The organism is Escherichia sp. E4742 (assembly GCF_005843885.1).
In the GTDB taxonomy this organism is placed as follows: Bacteria; Pseudomonadota; Gammaproteobacteria; order Enterobacterales; family Enterobacteriaceae; genus Escherichia.
The window spans coordinates 250462-273058 of the sequence record NZ_CP040443.1 but is presented as its reverse complement, the minus strand read 5'-3'; the positions used below and the strand labels follow the sequence as shown (position 1 = coordinate 273058).

The following is a 22597-nucleotide window of genomic DNA, read 5'->3' as shown; positions in this document are numbered from 1 at the left end:
GAGTAAACATCCCTTCTTCGAAATGAAAAGTCCAGGCTGCAAAGTCTGGGCTTTTGTCGTATTAGGGCGCGCTAAAGTTGCGCATCGCCCATAAAAAATGGCTGGCTTTACACAAGGAATGTGGCAATGAGTGGTGAAAAAAAGGCGAAAGGCTGGCGGTTCTATGGCTTTGTAGGTTTGGGTGCAATAGCACTGCTTTCCGCAGGCGTCTGGGCATTGCAATATGCTGGTAGTGGGCCTGAAAAAACGTTGTCGCCGCTGGTGGTGCACAACAATCTGCAAATCGATCTCAATGAGCCTGACCTCTTTCTCGATAGCGACTCTCTAAGCCAGCTTCCCAAAGATCTCCTTACCATTCCTTTTCTCCACGATGTCCTGAGTGAAGATTTCGTTTTCTATTATCAGAATCATGCCGATCGTCTGGGCATTGAAGGCAGTATTCGCCGCATTGTCTATGAACACGATCTCACGCTGAAAGATAAGCTCTTTTCGTCACTCTTAGACCAGCCTGCGCAGGCGGCACTGTGGCACGATAAACAGGGCCATCTTTCACATTACATGGTGCTTATCCAGCGTAGTGGCTTGAGCAAGTTGCTGGAGCCATTGCTGTTTGCTGCTACCAGCGATAGCCAGTTAAGCAAGACGGAAATCAGTAGTATTAAGCTAAATAGTGAAACCATCCCTGTTTATCAGTTGCGCTATAACGGCAAGAACGCCCTGATGTTCGCGACATATCAGGACAAGATGCTGGTGTTTTCCAGCACGGATATGCTGTTTAAAGATGACCAGCAGGATACCGAAGCCACGGCGATCGCAAGTGATTTGTTGAGCGGTAAAAAACGCTGGGAGGCCAGTTTTGGCCTGGAAAATCGTACTGCCGAAAAAACGCCAGTACGCCAGCGCATCGTGGTTAGCGCAAATTTGCTGGGTTTTGGCTACCAGCGATTAATGCCTTCTTTTGCTGGCGTGCGCTTTGAAATGAACAACGACGGCTGGCATAGCTTTCTGGCGTTAAATGATGAATCCGCAAGCGTAGATGCCAGTTTCGATTTCACGCCCGTGTGGAACAGTATGCCTGCCGGTGCCAGTTTCTGTGTGGCGGTGCCGTATTCGCACGGTATTGCCGAAGAAATGCTTTCGCAAATCGCTCAGGAAAACGACAAGTTGAATGGGGCGTTAGATGGTGCCGCCGGGCTGTGCTGGTATGAGGATTCAAAACTGCAAACCCCGCTGTTTGTTGGTCAGTTTGATGGCACTGACGAACAGGCGCAATTGCCAGGGAAACTGTTTACCCAAAATATTGGTGCTCGTGAAAGCAAAGCGCCAGAAGGCGTATTACCGGTAACTCAAACTCAGCAGGGCGAAGCGCAAATCTGGCGTCGCGAAGTGAGTTCCCGATACGGTCAGTATCCGAAAGTACAGTCAGCGCAACCAGATCAATTAATGTCGGATTATTTTTTCCGCGTGTCGCTGGCGATGCAAAACAAAACGCTGCTTTTTTCCCTCGATGACATGCTGGTTAATAACGCGCTGCAAACACTGAATAAAACCCGCCCGGCAATGGTGGATGTGATACCCACTGATGGCGTCGTTCCGGTCTATATCAATCCACAAGGAATGGCGAAACTGCTGCGTAACGAAACGCTGACTAGTCTGCCGAAGAATCTCGAACCGGTTTTTTATAACGCCGCACAAACTTTATTAATGCCGAAACTGGACGCTTTATCGCAACAGCCTCGTTATGTCATGAAGCTGGACCAGATGAAACCGGGCGCCGCCTGGCAATGGTTACCAATCAACTGGCAGCCATTATGAGGCGTGGACTGCTGGCACTGATTTGCTGGCTGTGTTGTTTTTGCGTTCAGAGTGAAATGCTGAATGTCGAACAATCGGGGCTGTTTCGTGCCTGGTTTGTGCGCATTGCGCAGGAACAGCTACGCCAGGGGCCAAGCCCACGTTGGTATCAACAGGATTGCGCAGGTCTGGTGCGCTTTGCAGCGAACGAGTCGCTGAAAGTTCACGATAGCAAATGGCTAAAAAGTAACGGTCTGTCAAACCAGTATCTACCGCCAGAAATGACGCTAACATCTGAGCAACGACAACTGGCACAAAACTGGAATCAGGGGAACGGGAAAACCGGCCCCTACGTAACCGCGATTAATTTGATTCAGTACAACAGCCAGTTTATTGGCCAGGACATAAACCAGGCACTGCCTGGCGATATGATTTTTTTCGATCAGGGCGATGCCCAGCACTTAATGGTCTGGATGGGGCGTTACGTCATCTACCACACCGGAAGCGCCACGAAAACTGACAACGGAATGCGCGCAGTCAGTCTGCAACAACTTATGACATGGAAGGACACCCGATGGATACCCAACGATTCCAATCCCAATTTCATTGGCATTTATCGTTTAAATTTTCTGGCGCGATAGCAGCGTGCTTGAGCCTGTCTCTTATGGGGACGGGGCTTGTTAATGCTGACGATTCGCTTCCTTCCAGCAACTATGCGCCGCCAGCCGGGGGAACGTTCTTTTTGCTCGCTGACAGCAGTTTTAGTAGCAGCGAAGAGGCGAAAGTGCGGCTGGAAGCGCCGGGGCGCGATTATCAACGTTATCAGATGGAAGAGTACGGCGGCGTGGATGTTCGCCTGTATCGTATTCCTGATCCGATGGCATTTCTGCGTCAGCAGAAAAACTTGCACCGCATTGTGGTACAACCGCAGTATCTGGGCGACGGTCTGAACAATACGCTAACCTGGCTGTGGGATAACTGGTACGGCAAATCTCGCCGTGTAATGCAGCGTTCTTTCTCTTATCAGTCACGGCAGAATGTGACCCAGGCATTACCGGAATTGCAGCTCGGAAATGCCATCATCAAACCTTCCCGTTATGTACAAAACAGCCAGTTTTCACCGCTGAAGAAATATCCACTGGTGGAACAGTTCCGTTATCCACTATGGCAGGCAAAACCGGTTGAGCCACAGCAAGGGGTAAAACTGGAAGGCGCATCCAGTAACTTCATCTCGCCGCAACCGGGCAACATCTATATTCCTCTAGGCAAACAAGAGCCGGGGCTGTATCTCGTCGAAGCGATGGTGGGTGGTTATCGGGCAACAACGGTGGTGTTTGTCTCCAATACCGTGGCGTTGAGTAAAGTGTCGGGTAACGAGCTTCTGGTTTGGACCGCTGGCAAAAAGCAGGGGGAAGCGAAGCCTGGATCAGAAATCCTGTGGACTGACGGTCTTGGCGTGATGACCCGAGGCGTCACCAATGACAGCGGCACCTTGCAGTTACAACATATATCGCCTGAACGCTCATACATTCTGGGTAAAGATGCTGAAGGCGGCGTTTTTGTCTCCGAGAATTTCTTCTACGAGAGCGAAATCTACAACACCCGCTTGTATATCTTTACCGATCGCCCTCTGTACCGCGCAGGCGATCGTGTTGATGTCAAAGTGATGGGGCGCGAGTTCCACGACCCGCTGCATTCATCCCCCATCGTCAGCGCCCCGGCAAAACTCTCGGTGCTGGACGCCAACGGCAGCCTGTTGCAAACCGTCAATGTCACGCTGGATGCGCTCAATGGCGGGCAGGGTAGTTTCCGCCTGCCAGAAAATGCCGTTGCCGGAGGTTATGAGTTACGCTTGGCTTACCGCAATCAGGTCTACAGCAGTAGTTTTCGCGTAGCCAACTACATCAAACCACATTTTGAGATTGGCTTAGCCCTCGACAAAAAAGATTTCAAAACTGGCGAAGCGGTCAGCGGCAAATTGCAACTGCTCTATCCGGATGGCGAACCGGTAAAAGATGCCCGCGTGCAGTTAAGTTTGCGCGCTCAGCAACTTTCAATGGTTGGTAACGATTTGCGTTATGCCGGACGTTTCCCGGTATCGCTGGAAGGTAGCGATGCTGTTTCGGACGATAAAGGCAATGTGGCGTTAAACCTTCCCGCCGCCGATAAACCGAGCCGCTATTTACTGACTGTCTCCGCCAGCGACGGCGCGGCATATCGTGTCACCACCACCAAAGAGATCCTCATTGAACGTGGTCTTGCGCATTACTCTCTAAGCACCGCCGCGCAATACAGTAATAGCGGCGAGCCGGTTGTTTTTCGTTATGCCGCGCTGGAATCTTCAAAACAGGTTCCTGTTACGTATGAGTGGTTGCGTCTGGAAGACCGCACAAGCCACAGCGGGGACCTGGCGTCTGGTGGCAAATCCTTTACCGTCAATTTCGATAAACCCGGCAACTACAACCTGACGTTACGCGATAAAGACGGCTTAATTCTCGCCGGGTTAAGCCATGCAGTCAGCGGAAAGGGCAGCACGGCTCATGCCGGTACGGTAGATATCGTGGCGGATAAAACGCTGTATCAGCCAGGCGAAACCGCGAAGATGCTGATTACCTTCCCGGAGCCAATCGATGAAGCGTTATTGACGCTGGAACGCGATCGCGTGGAACAGCAGTCGCTGCTATCGCATCCGGCAAACTGGCTGAAGTTACAACGTTTAAACGATACCCAGTATGAAGCCCGCGTTCCGGTGAACAATGCCTTTGCGCCTAACATCACTTTTTCGGTGCTGTATACCCGTAACGGTCAGTACAGTTTCCAGAACGCTGGGATCAAAGTCGCCGTTCCCCAGCTGGATATCCGGGTGAAAACGGACAAAACCCATTACCAGCCAGGTGAACTGGTAAATGTTGAATTAACCTCGTTGCTGAAGGGTAAACCAGTTTCCGCGCAGCTAACGGTTGGCGTGGTCGATGAAATGATCTACGCGCTGCAACCGGAAATCGCACCGAATATCGGCAAATTTTTCTATCCGCTGGGGCGTAACAATGTGCGCACCAGCTCCAGTTTGTCATTTATCAGCTACGACCAGGCGCTCTCCAGCGAGCCGGTTGCGCCAGGCGCGACTAACCGCAGCGAGCGGCGAGTGAAAATGCTGGAGCGTCCACGACGCGAAGAAGTTGATACCGCAGCATGGATGCCGTCACTCACAACCGATAAACAAGGCAAAGCATATTTCACGTTCCTGATGCCTGATTCGTTAACCCGTTGGCGCATCACCGCGCGTGGCATGAACGTCGACGGACTGGTCGGGCAGGGGCGTGCTTATCTGCGTTCGGAAAAAAATCTCTACATGAAGTGGAGTATGCCAACGGTCTATCGCCTTGGCGACAAACCGGCGGCAGGGCTGTTTATCTTCAGTCAGCAGGATAACGAACCGGTAGAGCTGGTGAGTAAATTTTCGGGCGACGAGATGCGCCAGACGCTGACGCTGCATAAGGGGGCTAACTATATTTCGCTGGCGCAGAACATTCAGCAATCTGGCTTGTTAAGCGCAGAACTGCAACAAAATGGGCAAGTGCAGGACAGCATTAGCACAAAACTGTCTTTTGTTGATAACAGCTGGCCCGTTGAACAGCAGAAAAACGTCATGCTCGGCGGTGGCGATAACGCGCTGATGTTGCCCGAGCAGGCGAGTAATATCCGGCTGCAAAGTAGCGAAACGCCGCAGGAGATTTTCCGCAACAATCTTGATGCGTTAATAGAGGAACCCTGGGGGGGCGTGATCAACACCGGTAGCCGTCTGATCCCACTAAGTCTCGCATGGCGTTCGCTTGCCGATCATCAAAGTGCCGCCGCTAACGACATTCGTCAGATGATTCAGGATAACCGTCTGCGGCTGATGCAACTGGCGGGGCCAGGCGCGCGTTTTACCTGGTGGGGTGAAGATGGTAATGGCGATGCATTCCTCACGGCATGGGCATGGTACGCCGACTGGCAGGCCAGTCAGGCGCTTGGCGTAACGCAACAACCGGAATACTGGCAGCATATGCTCGACAGCTACGCGGAGCAGGCGGATAACATGCCGTTATTGCATCGCGCGCTGGTGCTGGCGTGGGCGCAGGAGATGAATCTGCCGTGCAAAACGTTGTTAAAAGGGTTGGATGAAGCGGTTTCCCGGAAAGGAATCAAAGAACTCTCTGAGGAAGGCTCCCGCGATATCAATGACAGCCTGATCCTCGATACACCGGAATCTCCGCTGGCAGATGCGGTGGCAAACGTCTTAACCATGACGTTGCTGAAAAAAGCGCAGTTGAAGTCCACTGTGATGCCACAGATTCAGCAATACGCGTGGGATAAAGCGGCAAACAGCAATCAGCCGCTGGCGCACACAGTTGTGCTGCTCAATAGCGGGGGCGACGCTACCCAGGCGGCTGCTATTTTAAGTGGTTTGACCGCTGAGCAATCCACTATTGAACGCGCGCTGGCCATGAACTGGCTGGCGAAATATATGGCGACAATGCCTCCGGTTGTGTTGCCTGCGCCTGCGGGCGCATGGGCTAAACATAAGTTAACTGGAGGGGGCGAATACTGGCGTTGGGTTGGTCAGGGCGTGCCGGACATTCTCTCTTTTGGTGACGAATTATCGCCGCAAAATGTGCAGGTCCGCTGGCGTGAACCGGCAAAAACGGCTCAACAAAGTAACATTCCGGTGACCGTTGAACGCCAGTTGTATCGGCTTATCCCTGGTGAAGAAGAGATGAGCTTTACTCTGCAGCCGGTGACCAGCAATGAGATTGACAGCGATGCGCTGTATCTCGATGAAATCACCCTTACTAACGAGCAGAATGCATCTCTACGCTACGGTCAGGTAGAAGTCCCACTGCCGCCGGGAGCCGATGTTGAACGGACAACGTGGGGAATATCGGTCAATAAACCCAACGCTGCGAAACAGCAGGGGCAATCGCTGGAAAAAGCGCGTAATGAAATGGGCGAACTGGCCTATATGGTACCGGTGAAAGAACTGACGGGAACGGTCACTTTCCGCCATCTGCTGCGCTTCTCGCAAAAAGGGCAATTCGTTCTGCCGCCTGCTCGCTATGTGCGTTCCTATGCACCTGCGCAGCAAAGCGTTGTGGCAGGTAGCGAATGGACCGGAATGCAGGTGAAATAAGTGAACTGGCGCAGAGTCGTTTGGCTATTAACGCTGGTTACCCTGCCGACTTTTGCACAGGAGACGCCGTTACAACTGGCGCTGCGGGGCGCGCAGCATGACCAACTGTATCAGTTATCGTCGTCAGGCGTGACAAATGTCTCGACGTTACCTGACACGCTCACCACGCCGTTAGGGAGTTTGTGGAAACTGTATGTTTACGCCTGGCTGGAGGATACCCATCAACCGGAGCAGCCCTACCAGTGTCGCGGCAACTCCCCGGAAGAAGTGTATTGTTGCCAGGCGGGGGAGAGCATAACGCGCGATACCGCGCTGGTACGTTCCTGTGGACTCTATTTTGCGCCGCAGCGGTTGCACATTAGCGCGGATGTATGGGGGCCATACTGGCAACAGCGTCAGTCTCCGGCGTGGTTAGCATCTCTTTCTACGCTGAAACCAGAAATGTCGGTAACGGTTACATCGCTGCTTGATTCATTAGCGACATTACCCGCGCAAAACAAAGCTCAGGAAGTCTTACTGGATGTTGTGCTGGACGAGGCGAAAATCGGTGTTGCGTCTATGCTCGGTAGTCGAGTGCGGGTGAAAACCTGGAGCTGGTTTGCCGATGATAAACAGGAAATCCGCCAGGGTGGTTTTGCCGGATGGTTAACTGATGGCACGCCGCTGTGGGTTGCAGGTGGCGGCACCAGCAAAACGGTACTGACCCGTTATGCGACGGTACTTAATCAGGTTTTGCCTGTGCCGACGCAAGTTGCCAGCGGGCAATGTGTACTGGTGGATCTGTTTGCTCGCTATCCGTTGAAGAAAGTCACTGAGGAAAAGAGCACGACGGCAGTAAAACCTGGAGTGCTCAATGGGCGCTATCGTGTGATGTTCGCCAATGGTAACCACATTATGTTGGTCAGCCACGGAGAGACGTCATTAGTGATCGAAAAGGGCAAACTGAAATTACAGTCGCATCTCGATCGTGAAGAGTATGTTGCCAGAGTTCTGGATCGCGAAGCGAAAAGCTCGCCTCCTGAAGCAGCGAAAGCCATGACCGTGGCGATTCGCACGTTTTTACAGCAAAACGCCGATCGGGAAGGCGATTGCATGACCATCCCGGACAGCAGCGCCACGCAGCGTGTTTCTGCTTCGCCAGCTACCACGGGGGCGCGAACGATGACTGCCTGGACGCAGGATCTCATCTATGCGGGCGATCCGGTTCATTATCACGGCAGCCGTGCTGCCGAAGGCACGCTATCCTGGCAGCAAGCCATCACCCAGGCAGGGCGGGGAGAGCGTTACGACCAGATACTCGCGTTTGCTTATCCCGACAACAACCTTAGCCGCTGGGGAGCTCCACGCTCCACTTGCCAGATTTTGCCAAAAGCGAAAGCCTGGCTGGCGAAAAAAATGCCCCAGTGGCGGCGGGTGTTACAAGGCGAGACGGGTTATAACGAGCCAGACGTGTTTGCGGTCTGCCGTTTAGTCTCGGGTTTTCCCTTTACCGATCGGCAGCAGAAACGGCTATACATTCGCAATTTCTTTACGCTTCAGGATCGGCTTGATTTAACCCATGAGTATCTTCACCTGGCCTTTGATGGTTATCCCACCGGGCTGGATGAGACGTATATCGAAACGCTGACCCGACAATTATTAATGGACTAATGCTATGCGAAAGATTTTTCTTCCGTTGTTACTGGTGGCGCTTTCGCCTGTTGTTCACGGCGAAGGTGTGCAGGAAGTCGAGATTGATGCGCCGCTCTCTGGCTGGCATCCGGCAGATGGCGAAGATGCCAGTTTTTCACAGTCGATCAATTACCCCGCGTCATCTGTCAACATGGCTGATGATCAAAATATCTCTGCGCAAATCCGCGGCAAAATAAAAAATTATGCGGCGGCGGGAAAAGTCCAGCAGGGGCGACTGGTGGTCAATGGCGCCAGTATGCCGCAGAGAATTGAATCCGATGGTTCATTTGCGCGCCCTTATATTTTCACTGAGGGCAGCAATAGCGTGCAGGTTATCAGCCCGGATGGGCAAAGCCGACAAAAAATGCAGTTTTATTCAACGCCGGGTACAGGAACGATTCGTGCGCGTTTACGGCTGGTTCTTTCGTGGGATACGGATAATACCGATCTCGATCTCCATGTCGTTACGCCTGATGGCGAACACGCCTGGTACGGTAACACGGTGCTGAAAAACAGTGGCGCACTGGATATGGATGTCACGACGGGGTACGGACCCGAGATTTTCGCCATGCCAGCGCCGATTCACGGGCGCTATCAGGTGTATATCAACTACTATGGCGGCCGCAGTGAAACGGAATTAACCACGGCCCAACTGACGCTGATCACCGATGAAGGGTCGGTCAATGAGAAACAGGAAACTTTTATTGTGCCGATGCGTAATGCTGGTGAACTGACGCTGGTGAAAAGTTTTGACTGGTAAAATGCCCCCGCAGCCCGGCACTCTTTTTTCAGACAAGACTGCTGGGCGACCAGCCGACTCCAGGATATAACCATTCACAAGTGTCGGCAGAATGGTCATTTCATATTGTGTCTTCTGAAATCTTTCTATTTGTTCCGGCTTCTGGGGTTAAGGCAATGGTTTCTAAACGATACATACTGTTGCAATGATGACGGAACATTGCGGTGGCACGCTTTTACCGCTACCTTAACCACACTCCATCGTTCACCTGAGGCGGAGCTTCGCCCCTTTGAAATACCTTGCTTCTTTTCGCACAACCCTGAAAGTCTCGCGCTACATGTTCAGAGCGCTGGCGTTATTGATCTGGCTGTTGATTGCTTTTTCATCAGTGTTTTACATCGTCAACGCTTTACATCAACGAGAATCTGAGATTCGTCAGGAATTTAATCTGAGCTCCGATCAGGCCCAGCGGTTTATTCAGCGCACCTCTGATGTCATGAAAGAGCTGAAGTACATTGCTGAAAATCGCTTATCTGTAGAAAACGGCGTGCTTTCTCCGCGTGGGCGTGAAACGCAAGCGGATGTGCCGGTTTTCGAACCGTTGTTTGCTGATTCCGATTGTTCCGCAATGAGTAACACCTGGCGAGGCTCGCTGGAGTCACTGGCGTGGTTTATGCGCTACTGGCGCGATAATTTCTCTGCGGCTTACGATCTCAACCGCGTGTTTTTAATCGGCAGCGATAACCTCTGTATGGCTAACTTTGGCCTGCGTGATATGCCCGTCGAACGTGACACAGCTCTGAAAGCCCTGCATGAACGCATTAACAAATATCGTAACGCGCCACAGGATGACAGTGGCAGTAACCTTTTCTGGATCAGTGAAGGGCCGCGTCCTGGGGTGGGATATTTCTACGCGCTGACGCCGATTTATCTGGCAAACCGTTTGCAAGCGCTTTTAGGCGTAGAACAGACCATTCGGATGGAGAACTTCTTCCTGCCGGGGACGTTGCCGATGGGCGTCACCATTCTTGATGAAAATGGCCATACCCTGATTTCTCTGACCGGACCGGAAAGTAAGATTAAAGCCGAACCGCGTTGGATGCAGGAGCGATCCTGGTTTGGCTATACGCCAGGTTTCCGTGAGCTGGTACTGAAGAAAAATCTACCGCCGTCTTCGCTAAGTATTGTCTATTCCGTGCCTGTTGATCAGGTGCTGGAACGTATTCGCATGTTGATACTTAACGCGATTTTGCTGAACGTGATTGCGGGTGCTGCATTGTTTACCCTCGCGCGGATGTATGAGCGACGTATTTTTATTCCGGCGGAAAGTGACGCCCAGCGACTGGAAGAGCATGAGCAGTTTAACCGCAAGATAGTCGCCTCTGCGCCTGTGGGCATCTGCATTTTGCGAACTGTCGATGGCGTTAATATTTTGAGTAACGAACTGGCGCATACCTATCTCAACATGCTTACGCATGAGGATCGCCAACGGCTGACACAGATTATTTGTGGCCAGCAGGTCAATTTTGTCGATGTCCTTACCAGTAACAATACAAACCTGCAAATCAGCTTTGTTCATTCGCGCTATCGTAATGAAAACGTGGCAATTTGCGTACTGGTAGATGTGTCTTCACGTGTGAAGATGGAAGAGTCGCTGCAAGAAATGGCGCAGGCAGCAGAACAGGCGAGCCAGTCAAAATCGATGTTCCTTGCTACCGTCAGCCACGAACTGCGAACGCCGCTGTATGGCATTATCGGCAACCTGGATCTATTACAAACCAAAGAGTTACCAAAAGGTGTTGACCGTCTGGTGACGGCAATGAATAACTCTTCCAGCCTGTTATTGAAAATTATTAGCGACATTCTCGATTTCTCGAAGATTGAATCGGAACAGTTGAAAATCGAACCACGCGAGTTTTCACCGCGCGAAGTCATGAACCACATTACCGCCAACTATTTGCCGCTGGTGGTACGCAAGCAACTTGGTTTGTACTGCTTTATTGAGCCAGATGTACCGATGGCGCTCAATGGCGACCCAATGCGCTTACAGCAGGTGATCTCCAACCTGTTGAGTAATGCTATTAAATTTACCGATACCGGCTGCATTGTTCTGCATGTTCGCGTTGATGGTGATTATCTTTCTATTCGCGTACGCGATACCGGGGTGGGCATTCCAGCTAAAGAAGTGGTGCGGTTATTTGATCCATTCTTCCAGGTGGGGACGGGCGTACAGCGTAACTTCCAGGGGACTGGTCTGGGGCTGGCGATTTGTGAAAAACTGATCAGCATGATGGACGGTGACATCTCGGTGGATTCTGAACCGGGAATGGGCAGCCAGTTTGCGGTGCGTATTCCACTGTATGGCGCGCAGTATCCGCAGAAAAAAGGTGTCGAAGGATTAACGGGTAAACGTTGCTGGCTGGCGGTACGCAATGCGTCGCTCTGTCAGTTCCTTGAAACCAGTTTGCAGCGTAGCGGCATAGTCGTTGCAACATACGAAGGGCAGGAACCGACTCCCGAAGATGTGTTGATCACCGATGATGCGATGAGTAAAAAATGGCAGGGCAGGGCGGTTGTGACTTTCTGTCGTCGCCATATCGGTATCCCTCTGGAGAAAGCGCCTGGTGAATGGGTACACAGTGTGGCAGCCCCGCACGAGTTACCGGCATTGCTGGCGCGCATCTATTTGATAGAAATGGAGAGCGACGATCCTGCTAACTCTCTGCCATCGACCGACAAAGTGGTCAGCAATAACGACGATATGATGATTCTGGTCGTGGACGATCATCCGATTAACCGTCGTCTGTTGGCCGATCAGCTTGGCTCGTTGGGCTATCAGTGTAAGACGGCGAATGATGGTGTTGATGCACTTAATGTCCTTAGTAAGAATCACATTGATATTGTGCTAAGTGATGTCAACATGCCGAATATGGATGGTTACCGATTAACGCAACGTATCCGCCAGCTGGGACTCAAGTTGCCGGTTATAGGGGTAACGGCCAATGCGTTGGCTGAAGAGAAACAGCGGTGTCTGGAGTCCGGTATGGATAGCTGTCTGTCTAAGCCAGTGACGTTGGATGTCATCAAACAGACGCTGACGATGTATGCCGAGAGGGTCAGGAACGCGCGGGAATCGTAGACCGGATAAGGCGTTTACGCCGTATCCGGTAATCGGTGCAAATGCCAGATGCGACGCTGACGCGTCTTATCTGGCCTACATTATTGTAATCCATTGAAATAATGGAATTTGTAGGCCGGATAAGGCGTTTACGCTGCATCCGGTAATCGGAGTTTATCGGGACTGCGGGAAATTACTCTTTATCCGCCGGACTTAACGTCACAGAAGAGAGATAATTCAACAGAGCGATATCGTTCTCGACACCCAGCTTCATCATTGCGGATTTTTTCTGGCTACTGATGGTTTTAATGCTCCGGTTCAGCTTTTTAGCAATCTCGGTAACCAGGAAGCCTTCGGCAAACAGGCGCAGAACTTCACTCTCTTTTGGTGAGAGGCGTTTGTCACCGTAACCGCCAGCGCTGATTTTCTCTAACAGCCGAGAAACGCTTTCCGGAGTAAATTTCTTACCTTTTTGTAGCGCTGCGAGCGCTTTCGGAAGGTCGGTCGGCGCGCCTTGTTTCAGAACGATCCCTTCGATATCCAGATCCAGTACCGCGCTAAGAATTGCCGGGTTGTTGTTCATGGTCAGAACAATAATCGACAGGCTTGGGAAGTGGCGCTTGATGTACTTGATTAAGGTAATGCCATCGCCGTATTTATCGCCAGGCATGGAGAGATCGGTAATCAAAACATGCGCATCCAGCTTCGGCAGGTTATTGATCAGTGCTGTAGAGTCCTCAAATTCGCCGACAACATTCACCCACTCGATTTGCTCAAGTGATTTGCGAATACCGAACAAGACTATCGGATGGTCATCAGCAATAATTACGTTCATATTGTTCATGTAATAGGCTACCTTGCTACAGCAAGCTCTTGACATAGCTGTCAATGTCGCTGATGTATTTTTCTATTCCTGGGACATCCTTCTCGCGAATAAGATGTTCCAGCGTTTCACATAACTGCTTGCCGGGTACCAGATTAAGCATGGCAAACACGCCTTTCAGACGATGAGCCGTTTGGGCTAACGCAGCAAAGTCACTGGTTGCTGCCTCAGTATATAGCCTCTTAACATCATCCGGTACTGTGTCTACAAAGAGCGCATAATAGCCGCTGGCATGGAGTTGTGCATTTTCATCTCCGCCCAGAGGCGATTCTGTCACCTCTTCCTGCGCTAGTTGCACTTCGATCAATTGTAAGACCGCTTCCTGCATAGCGTTGCTCATATTGAAGTTGACGCACAATTGACCAGGTCCAATTTCCCGTACGCCAGACTCATCATCGCTTAAAAGCAAGCCAGAGGCAGTAAGATTAGACGGATTATCCGTTAAAAAGATATCATAATCTTGACTAATTAATCTTTCATCCGGTGTGATGCAGGTTGCCCCCCAATTTTCTAACTGGCGAGTGACAATATTCCGAATTTCTGCGGAAGTTATGTCCATCATCACGCTAACATCATCCAGTAAACGCTCTTCTTCCTCTTCGACTTCCGGTTCCGCAGTGGGCATTTTGATATGCACGGAATAACGTGTACCAAGCTCGTCGCGCGTTTTGATGTTTAAATGACCGCCTAGCTTGCGTGCCAGTTGATCGCTCAACCAGAATGCTAACGGATCCGCTTTGCCGTAGCGATCGCTTTGGGTCCGGTTGATGAACGGGAAGTGCAAATTATCCATTTCATGAATGCTTATGCCATCTCCGGTGTCCAGAATGCGGAAAGTCAGACGTTCTTCGGAAGATTCGTCCTGGTCAACCTCAAGGGTAATTTTCCCCATTTGCGTTGAGGTGACAGCATATTGCATCAGTAACAGCAAAATACGACGTAGGGCATCGCGATCGCCGCAGCGCATATCGTGTGCTTTTAGATGATTGTTAATCAATAGCTGCAAACCTTTACGCTTGATGGCTGGCAACACGGAAGGCACGACTTCATCAATTAAATCCTGCACGGAGAAAAGCTCGTTCTCGCTTTTCCAGCTATCGTCGGCAAGCATATTTGCTAACTGGATTTCATCGACCCGGCGCACCAGCACATCAGCCTGATTCGCCAGTTGTTTGCTTTCCGGTGTGTTGAGTTTGGCTGCGCTTGCCGCCAGGGAGCGTGCTGGTTCTTTTAGTGCGTCGCCAATATTTTTCATAAAGGCCATCCGGCCTTGCTGATTTTTCTCGTACAGACGCTGTGCCTGCTTGAGTTTCTTGTTCACCAGTACTTCGCGATCTTGATCGCGAATAATGAAGATTTGTGTACGCGGCGCGACCTGGCTGCGGAACATACGGATCTCATACAGTTCGTTATTGATCGTCGCCTGAATGATGCCCTGATGCTGTTCTGCCATAGTGGTGATGTTTTGCAGATTCAAATGCGGCAGCAGGAGGTCGGCAATTTTGTTGCTTATTACTGTGCGATTCGATTCCTGATCGTGAACCAGCAGGCCGAGCGGCAGCAGTGACACGATCTCTTCATTGATGGCCCGCAAAACGCGCAGTTCATTGTTCACTGCTGTGCTGGGTACGCTTTCAGTGGTGCGGCCAGAGAAATGGCGGAAGGTGGTATAGCCAAACAGCGCCAGCGCCAGCAAACCGATGTTCAGCAGCAGCGGCAGGAGAATGTTTTGCAACGTATCCAGCAGCAATGTGCCATAAGGAACCTGCCAAACCAGACGCATATCGGTGGAGTTTAGCGCCGAAGAGATTTCAATCTTCGAACTATTAAAGTGGATACTGACGCTATCCGTCGCTTCTTTCTCATTATTATTGGTTCCCGCAGCTGTCGCGTCTGGCTCCAGACGGAAACTATCCAGCGGCATACCCGGCGGGATCAAATCATTAATAGGCAGATCAAAAGCTACTACCGTCGCCAGATGCCCCGGCTGGTTAAAGGTGGTGCGCAGGGTAAAATAATGGCCGTTCTGCCAGGCCAGGCGGCGCAGGTTAGAAAAACTTTCGCGTTCATCCAGGGCGTTGGCCTGCTGCAACATCTCTGCGCGACGAGAATCAACAATGTCACTGACGGTCGACTCTTTAAATCCCGAGGTGAGATCTTTTAGCGGTAGGGTGGAGATCAAAACCAGGCTGTTATCCTGGCCGTTCAGATAGTACATCGACCAGGGTACATTCTCTGCGCCCCATAATGTGTCCAGATAAGTGGACATTCTTTGGGTCATTTCAAGCGTTGAGTTGTCGTGGGAACCAAAGATCAGGGCTTCCGTTTTGCGGCGCGGTTTTTCCAGATAATAGACATCTTGTTTCAGGCGCGTCTCCTGCAACCCTTCGCTGGAGGAGGTAGAGGCCGTCGCGGCAATGTTGTCGTAAATCTGCCAGGTCACATAACGCCATGTATCGACGCGCTTTTGGATGGCATGGGTAATATCAACAATCTGGTAGCTTTTATCTTTCAGCCAGGCGTTAACGGCGCTTTGTACCATTACACCCATCGTCACTAGTAACACAATGATCAACAGTAAAAAGAAGCGGGTAATGCTCCCCGGTAGGAGTGAAAAGCGGGTCGTGGCCGTTGTCTCTTTCTGACGCATTCGTGTTTATGACCTGTTAAAACTTCGCAAAGTGATAGGGCAGTATAAAGGGTACAGTGTGAAATTCCAGACTCTTACCTGATTGATGTTAAGGCATTAGCCGACGATATTTCACATTTTGCGCTGCGGTAAATAAATGTACAAATGCGTTGTTAATGTACAAATAACCCGCAGGCGTGAAGAAAATTATCTGGAAAATAGCGTAGATAGATTTTGTCGGTAATTATTGTCGTTTTTTACGAAATAGTTAACGATTGTTATGATTTTGCTACGGTAGCACAAGAAAATAAAAGAAGTGTAAAGAAGGGTAAAAAAAACCGGATGCGATGCATCCGGCTGAAATAGGGGTAAACAGACATTCAGAAATGAATGACGGTAATAAATAAAGTTAATGATGATAGCGGGACATATTTTAGTTGCGAGTGAAGAATTTGTTTTAACATTCAGTGCGGTCAAAGACTTAAGATTAAGTTATTGTTTTAAAGGTCGAAATAATCTTACTTGATGTTTAGTGCGTTATTTGCTCAACCATTAGAATTTGAAAAAGTTCCATCATATTTACATTTTGAAATACCTATGTGGATATTTGAAACATCTTAAAAGTTTTAGTATCATATTCGTGTTGGATTATTCTGCATTTTTGGGGAGAATGGACCTGCCGACTGATTAATGAGGGTTAATCAGTATGCAGTGGCATAAAAAAGCAAATAAAGGCATATAACAGAGGGTTAATAACATGAAAGTTAAAGTACTGTCCCTCCTGGTCCCAGCTCTGCTGGTAGCAGGCGCAGCAAATGCTGCTGAAGTTTACAACAAAGACGGCAACAAATTAGATCTGTACGGTAAAGTAGACGGCCTGCACTATTTCTCTGACGACAAGTCTGTAGATGGCGACCAGACCTACATGCGTCTTGGCTTCAAAGGTGAAACTCAGGTTACTGACCAGCTGACCGGTTACGGCCAGTGGGAATATCAGATCCAGGGCAACGCTCCGGAAAGCGAAAACAACTCCTGGACCCGTGTGGCATTCGCTGGTCTGAAATTCCAGGACATCGGTTCTTTCGACTACGGTCGTAACTACGGCGTTGTTTACGACGTAACTTCCTGGACCGACGTTCTGCCAGAATTTGGTGGTGACACTTACGGTTCTGACAACTTCATGCAGCAGCGTGGTAACGGCTTCGCTACCTACCGTAACACCGACTTCTTCGGTCTGGTTGATGGCCTGAACTTTGCAGTTCAGTACCAGGGCAAAAACGGTAGCGTAAGCGGCGAAGGCATGACCAACAACGGTCGTGGCGCTCTGCGTCAGAACGGCGACGGTGTCGGCGGTTCTATCACTTATGATTACGAAGGCTTCGGTATCGGTGCTGCAGTTTCCAGCTCCAAACGTACTGATGATCAGAACAGCATTGCTTACATCGGTAACGGCGACCGTGCTGAAACCTATACTGGTGGTCTGAAATACGACGCTAACAACATCTACCTGGCTGCTCAGTACACCCAGACCTACAACGCAACTCGCGTGGGTTCCCTGGGTTGGGCGAACAAAGCACAGAACTTCGAAGCTGTTGCTCAGTACCAGTTCGACTTCGGTCTGCGCCCGTCTGTAGCATACCTGCAGTCTAAAGGTAAAAACCTGGGTGTCGTTGCTGGTCGTAACTACGACGACGAAGATATCCTGAAATATGTTGATGTTGGTGCTACCTACTACTTCAACAAAAACATGTCCACCTACGTTGACTACAAAATCAACCTGCTGGACGACAACCAGTTCACCCGCGCTGCTGGCATCAACACTGATGACATCGTAGCTCTGGGTCTGGTTTACCAGTTCTAATCTCGATTTATATCGAACAAAGGGCCTGCGGGCCCTTTTTTCATTGTTTTCAGCGTACAAACGCAGTTTTTTGGTGTACTCTTGCGACCGTTCGCATGAGGATAATCACGTATGGAAATGAACTTTACCCGTGTGGCATTGCTGGCTGCCGCGCTCTTGTTTGTTGGTTGCGATCAAAAAACACAACCCGCCAAACCCCACGCTACTGAAGTTACCGTTCTTGAAGGCAAAACAATGGGAACCTTCTGGCGTGCCAGCATCTCTGGCATTGACGCCAAACGCAGTGCCGAGCTCAAAGAGAAGATTCAGACCCAGCTGGACGCTGACGATCAGCTGCTTTCGACCTATAAAAAAGACTCCGCGCTGATGCGCTTTAACGACTCGAAAAGTTTGTCGCCGTGGCCGGTAAGTGAAGCGATGGCCGATATCATCACCACTTCGCTACGTATTGGCGCAAAGACCGATGGCGCGATGGATATTACTGTCGGGCCACTGGTGAATCTGTGGGGCTTTGGTCCGGAACAACAACCGGTACAAATTCCGAGCCAGGAACAAATTGATGTAATGAAAGCCAAAACTGGTTTGCAGCACCTGACGGTCATCAATCAGTATCATCAGCAGTACCTGCAAAAAGATCTTCCGGATTTATATGTCGATCTCTCCACCGTCGGCGAAGGCTATGCAGCCGATCATCTGGCACGTTTGATGGAGCAGGAAGGGATTTCCCGCTATCTGGTGTCGGTGGGTGGTGCGCTGAACAGCCGCGGTATGAATGGCGAAGGCCAACCGTGGCGAGTGGCGATCCAAAAACCAACCGATAAAGAAAACGCAGTTCAGGCCGTGGTCGATATCAATGGTCACGGGATTAGCACCTCCGGTAGCTATCGCAACTATTACGAGCTGGACGGCAAACGCCTTTCCCATGTTATCGATCCGCAAACCGGACGACCTATCGAACACAATCTGGTGTCCGTGACGGTGATTGCTCCGACGGCGCTGGAAGCCGACGCCTGGGATACAGGTCTAATGGTGCTCGGGCCAGAGAAAGCCAAAGAAGTTGTTCGCCGGGAAGGGCTGGCGGTCTATATGATCACCAAAGAGGGCGATAGCTTTAAAACCTGGATGTCGCCGCAGTTTAAAAGCTTCCTTATCAGCGAAAAAAATTAAAGCGCAAGATTGTTGGTTTTTGCGCGATGGTGACCGGGCAGACTAAAGGCTATCCTTAACCAGGGAGCTGATTATGAAAAACGCCACACGCTTAACTGACGATCAACGCTGGCAATCGGTCTTAGCCCGCGACCCGAACGCTGACGGCGAATTTGTCTTCGCCGTGCGCACCACAGGCATCTTTTGCCGTCCGTCTTGCCGTGCCAGACATGCCTTGCGGGAAAACATTTCTTTCTATGCCGATGCCAGCGAGGCGCTTGCCGCTGGTTTTCGCCCCTGCAAACGTTGTCAGCCAGACAAAGCCAACGCCCAGCAACATCGGTTGGATAAAATCACCCACGCCTGCCGACTGCTGGAACAGGAAACGCCTGTAACGCTGGAAGCCTTAGCAGACCAGGTGGCGATGAGTCCGTTCCATCTGCATCGTTTATTTAAAGCCACCACCGGAATGACGCCAAAAGCCTGGCAACAGGCCTGGCGCGCTCGTCGCTTGCGCGAATCGCTGGCGAAAGGGGAGAGCGTCACCCAGTCTATTCTCAACGCTGGATTCCCCGACGGCAGCAGTTACTACCGCAAAGCTGACGAAACGTTGGGCATGACGGCCAAACAGTTTCGTCACGGTGGCGAAAACCTGGCAGTGCGTTATGCGCTGGCTGATTGTGAACTGGGGCGTTGCCTGGTGGCGGAAAGCGAGCGGGGGATTTGCGCGATTCTGCTGGGCGACGATGACGGGACGTTGATTAGCGAACTCCGTCAGATGTTTCCTGCCGCTGACAACGCGCCGGCGGATCCGATATTTCAGCAACATATACGTGAGGTTATCGCCAGCCTCAATAACCGCGATACGCCGCTGATGTTACCGCTGGATATTCGCGGCACCGCTTTTCAGCAACAAGTCTGGCAGGCGCTACGCACTATACCTTGTGGTGAAACGGTGAGTTACCAGCAACTGGCGAACGCGATTGGCAAACCGAAAGCCGTTCGCGCCGTAGCCAGCGCCTGCGCCGCCAATAGATTAGCTATTATTATCCCTTGTCATCGGGTAGTACGCGGTGATGGCACACTTTCTGGTTACCGCTGGGGCGTGTCGCGCAAAGCGCACTTGCTGCGCCGCGAAGCTGAACATGAGGAGAGGTAATGTTGGATCTGTTTGCTGATGCTGAACCGTGGCACGAATCGCTGGCTTCCGGCGCGGTGATTTTGCGCCGTTTTGCTTTTAACGTAGCGGAACAACTGATGCACGATATCAGTGGCATTGCCAGCCAGTCGCCGTTTCGCCAGATGGTCACTCCTGGCGGATATACCATGTCGGTGGCGATGACCAACTGCGGGCATCTGGGCTGGACGACCAATCGGCAAGGTTATCTCTATTCGCCCATTGATCCGCAAACAAATCAACCGTGGCCCGCCATGCCGCAAAGTTTTTATGATTTATGTCGGCGCGCGGCCACGGCAGCAGGCTATCCAGATTTCCAGCCTGACGCTTGCCTGATCAACCGCTACGCTCCGGGCGCGAAACTGTCGTTACATCAGGATAAAGACGAACCAGACCTGCGCGCACCGATTGTTTCTGTTTCTCTGGGCTTACCCGCGATTTTTCAATTTGGCGGCCTGAAACGAAATGATCCTCTCAAACGTTTGTTGCTGGAGCATGGTGACGTGGTGATATGGGGCGGTGAATCGCGGCTGTTTTATCACGGCGTTCAACCGCTCAAAGCGGGGTTTCATCCACTCACCGCCGACTGCCGCTACAACCTGACTTTTCGTCAGGCAGGTAAAAAAGAATAAAAATAAGAATTATTATTGCTGTGCGCGCGGAGATGTTTAAACTGCGGGCTGTAATTCATTGTCCGGGTTTTCTGCATGGAACTTCTTGTACTTGTCTGGCGGCAGTATCGCTGGCCATTTATCAGTGTGATGGCGCTAAGCCTCGCCAGTGCGGCATTAGGCATTGGCTTAATTGCTTTTATCAATCAGCGCCTTATCGAAACGGCGGATACCAGTCTGCTGGTGTTGCCGGAGTTTCTGGGTTTATTACTGCTGTTAATGGCAGTAACACTGGGATCGCAACTGGCGCTTACTACGCTGGGCCATCACTTCGTTTACCGACTGCGTAGCGAATTTATTAAGCGGATTCTGGATACTCACGTCGAGCGTATCGAACAACTCGGTAGCGCCTCGTTGTTGGCGGGGCTAACCAGCGATGTGCGCAATATCACTATTGCGTTTGTTCGTCTGCCGGAACTGGTACAGGGGATCATTCTCACTATCGGTTCAGCGGCGTATCTCTGGATGTTGTCGGGCAAAATGTTGCTGGTAACGGCTATCTGGATGGCGATCACCATCTGGGGCGGTTTTGTGCTGGTGGCGCGGGTGTACAAACATATGGCGACCCTGCGTGAAACCGAAGACAAGCTGTACACGGATTTTCAAACCGTGCTGGAAGGGCGCAAAGAGCTGACGCTGAACCGTGAACGCGCCGAGTATGTGTTTAACAACCTCTACATTCCTGATGCGCAAGAGTATCGCCATCATATTATCCGCGCAGACACCTTCCATCTTAGTGCCGTGAACTGGTCAAACATCATGATGCTGGGCGCTATCGGCCTGGTGTTCTGGATGGCAAACAGCCTAGGTTGGGCTGATACCAACGTTGCCGCGACCTATTCGTTGACGCTGTTGTTCCTGCGTACGCCACTGCTTTCGGCGGTTGGCGCATTGCCGACGCTGCTGACGGCGCAGGTGGCGTTTAACAAGCTTAACAAATTCGCACTCGCGCCTTTCAAAGCGGAGTTTCCGCGCCCGCAGGCGTTTCCCAACTGGCAAACGCTGGAGCTGCGTAACGTGACGTTTAGCTATCAGGATAATGCGTTTTCCGTTGGGCCGATTAACCTCACCATTAAACGTGGCGAACTGCTGTTTCTGATTGGTGGCAATGGTAGCGGCAAATCGACGCTGGCGATGTTGCTGACGGGGTTGTATCAGCCACAAAGCGGCGAAATCTTGCTGGATGGCAAACCTGTCAGCGGTGAAAAACCGGAAGATTATCGCAAACTGTTTTCGGCGGTGTTTACCGATGTCTGGCTGTTTGATCAACTGCTGGGGCCGGAAGGTAAACCTGCTAACCCGCAGCTGGTTGAGAAGTGGCTGGCGCAGCTGAAAATGGGTCATAAGCTTGAGTTAAGTAACGGGCGTATTGTTAACCTGAAGTTATCGAAAGGGCAGAAAAAACGCGTGGCACTGTTGCTGGCACTGGCAGAAGAACGCGATATTATTCTGCTGGATGAATGGGCGGCGGATCAGGACCCACACTTCCGCCGTGAGTTTTATCAGGTGCTGCTGCCGTTGATGCAGGAGATGGGTAAAACTATTTTCGCCATCAGTCATGATGACCATTACTTTATCCACGCCGACCGCCTGCTGGAAATGCGCAATGGGCAACTTAGCGAGCTGACGGGCGCAGAGCGCGATGCTGCTTCTCGTGATGCCGTTGCCCGGACGGCATAATATTTCGACGCTGACCTGGCGGACTGCTGCCGCCAGGTCAATATTCTAAAAATCC

Annotated in this window: 13 protein-coding genes; 11 read left to right on the top strand and 2 right to left on the bottom strand. The window is 51.2% G+C overall.

Annotated features, from left to right (window positions below; genetic code table 11):
- Positions 1-126: 126 nt before the first annotated feature.
- The 6 genes from FEM44_RS01345 (at position 127) to rcsC (ending at position 12516) form a co-directional block, all read left to right on the top strand.
- Positions 127-1815 carry a DUF2138 domain-containing protein gene (locus FEM44_RS01345; protein ID WP_135521836.1) on the top strand — a complete coding sequence of 563 codons (1689 nt, stop codon included), beginning with the start codon at positions 127-129 and terminating at the stop codon, positions 1813-1815.
- On the top strand, positions 1812-2435 hold the full coding sequence (locus FEM44_RS01340) for a DUF1175 domain-containing protein (RefSeq protein ID WP_135521838.1): 624 nt from the start codon (positions 1812-1814) through the stop codon (positions 2433-2435). Before FEM44_RS01345 ends, FEM44_RS01340 begins: the two co-directional genes overlap by 4 nt.
- 23 nt (positions 2436-2458) lie before the next feature.
- On the top strand, positions 2459-6967 hold the full coding sequence (locus FEM44_RS01335; protein WP_205713473.1) for an alpha-2-macroglobulin family protein: 4509 nt from the start codon (positions 2459-2461) through the stop codon (positions 6965-6967).
- Positions 6968-8617: a YfaQ family protein gene (locus tag FEM44_RS01330; protein WP_135521840.1), complete on the top strand. Its 1650-nt coding sequence runs from the start codon at positions 6968-6970 to the stop codon at positions 8615-8617. It abuts the gene before it with no gap.
- A gap of 4 nt (positions 8618-8621) precedes the next feature.
- Complete coding sequence (locus FEM44_RS01325; protein ID WP_135521842.1) at positions 8622-9398, top strand: YfaP family protein; 777 nt, start codon at positions 8622-8624, stop codon at positions 9396-9398.
- A 268-nt stretch (positions 9399-9666) separates the two neighbouring features.
- Positions 9667-12516 (top strand): two-component system sensor histidine kinase RcsC, encoded by a 2850-nt coding sequence (gene rcsC, locus FEM44_RS01320; RefSeq protein ID WP_135521844.1) that lies wholly within the window; start codon positions 9667-9669, stop codon positions 12514-12516.
- 172 nt (positions 12517-12688) lie between these two features.
- Here the strand turns inward: rcsC and rcsB are convergent, their stop codons facing one another.
- Together rcsB and rcsD are read right to left on the bottom strand one after the other, a co-directional pair.
- Positions 12689-13339, bottom strand: coding sequence for a response regulator transcription factor RcsB (rcsB, locus tag FEM44_RS01315; protein ID WP_042290573.1), 651 nt, complete (start codon positions 13337-13339; stop codon positions 12689-12691).
- Positions 13340-13355: 16 nt separating this feature from the next.
- A complete protein-coding gene (rcsD, locus tag FEM44_RS01310) occupies positions 13356-16028 on the bottom strand; it encodes a phosphotransferase RcsD (RefSeq protein ID WP_135521846.1) in 2673 nt (890 codons plus the stop codon).
- 736 nt (positions 16029-16764) lie between these two features.
- Between rcsD and ompC the strand changes: the two genes are divergently transcribed.
- From ompC to yojI, 5 genes are all read left to right on the top strand, one after another.
- Positions 16765-17868, top strand: coding sequence for a porin OmpC (gene ompC / locus FEM44_RS01305; protein WP_130207146.1), 1104 nt, complete (start codon positions 16765-16767; stop codon positions 17866-17868).
- A gap of 111 nt (positions 17869-17979) precedes the next feature.
- Positions 17980-19035 carry an FAD:protein FMN transferase ApbE gene (apbE, locus tag FEM44_RS01300; RefSeq protein WP_135521848.1) on the top strand — a complete coding sequence of 352 codons (1056 nt, stop codon included), beginning with the start codon at positions 17980-17982 and terminating at the stop codon, positions 19033-19035.
- A 73-nt stretch (positions 19036-19108) separates the two neighbouring features.
- Entirely contained in the window at positions 19109-20173 is a 1065-nt protein-coding gene (gene ada / locus FEM44_RS01295) for a bifunctional DNA-binding transcriptional regulator/O6-methylguanine-DNA methyltransferase Ada (protein ID WP_135521850.1), read from the top strand.
- On the top strand, positions 20173-20823 hold the full coding sequence (gene alkB, locus FEM44_RS01290; protein ID WP_135521852.1) for a DNA oxidative demethylase AlkB: 651 nt from the start codon (positions 20173-20175) through the stop codon (positions 20821-20823). The genes ada and alkB overlap by 1 nt, the downstream gene beginning before the upstream one ends.
- Positions 20824-20898: 75 nt before the next feature.
- Positions 20899-22542: a microcin J25 efflux ABC transporter YojI gene (gene yojI, locus FEM44_RS01285; RefSeq protein ID WP_135521854.1), complete on the top strand. Its 1644-nt coding sequence runs from the start codon at positions 20899-20901 to the stop codon at positions 22540-22542.
- Positions 22543-22597 lie beyond the last annotated feature (55 nt).

Coding starts and splice junctions, on each gene's coding strand:
- FEM44_RS01345 (WP_135521836.1), top strand. CDS start 127: ATGAGTGGTGAAAAAAAGGCGAAAGGCTGGCGGTTCTATGGCTTTGTA.
- FEM44_RS01340 (WP_135521838.1), top strand. CDS start 1,812: ATGAGGCGTGGACTGCTGGCACTGATTTGCTGGCTGTGTTGTTTTTGC.
- FEM44_RS01335 (WP_205713473.1), top strand. CDS start 2,459: ATGGGGACGGGGCTTGTTAATGCTGACGATTCGCTTCCTTCCAGCAAC.
- FEM44_RS01325 (WP_135521842.1), top strand. CDS start 8,622: ATGCGAAAGATTTTTCTTCCGTTGTTACTGGTGGCGCTTTCGCCTGTT.
- rcsB (WP_042290573.1), bottom strand. CDS start 13,339: ATGAACAATATGAACGTAATTATTGCTGATGACCATCCGATAGTCTTG.
- rcsD (WP_135521846.1), bottom strand. CDS start 16,028: ATGCGTCAGAAAGAGACAACGGCCACGACCCGCTTTTCACTCCTACCG.
- ompC (WP_130207146.1), top strand. CDS start 16,765: ATGAAAGTTAAAGTACTGTCCCTCCTGGTCCCAGCTCTGCTGGTAGCA.
- apbE (WP_135521848.1), top strand. CDS start 17,980: ATGGAAATGAACTTTACCCGTGTGGCATTGCTGGCTGCCGCGCTCTTG.
- ada (WP_135521850.1), top strand. CDS start 19,109: ATGAAAAACGCCACACGCTTAACTGACGATCAACGCTGGCAATCGGTC.
- alkB (WP_135521852.1), top strand. CDS start 20,173: ATGTTGGATCTGTTTGCTGATGCTGAACCGTGGCACGAATCGCTGGCT.
- yojI (WP_135521854.1), top strand. CDS start 20,899: ATGGAACTTCTTGTACTTGTCTGGCGGCAGTATCGCTGGCCATTTATC.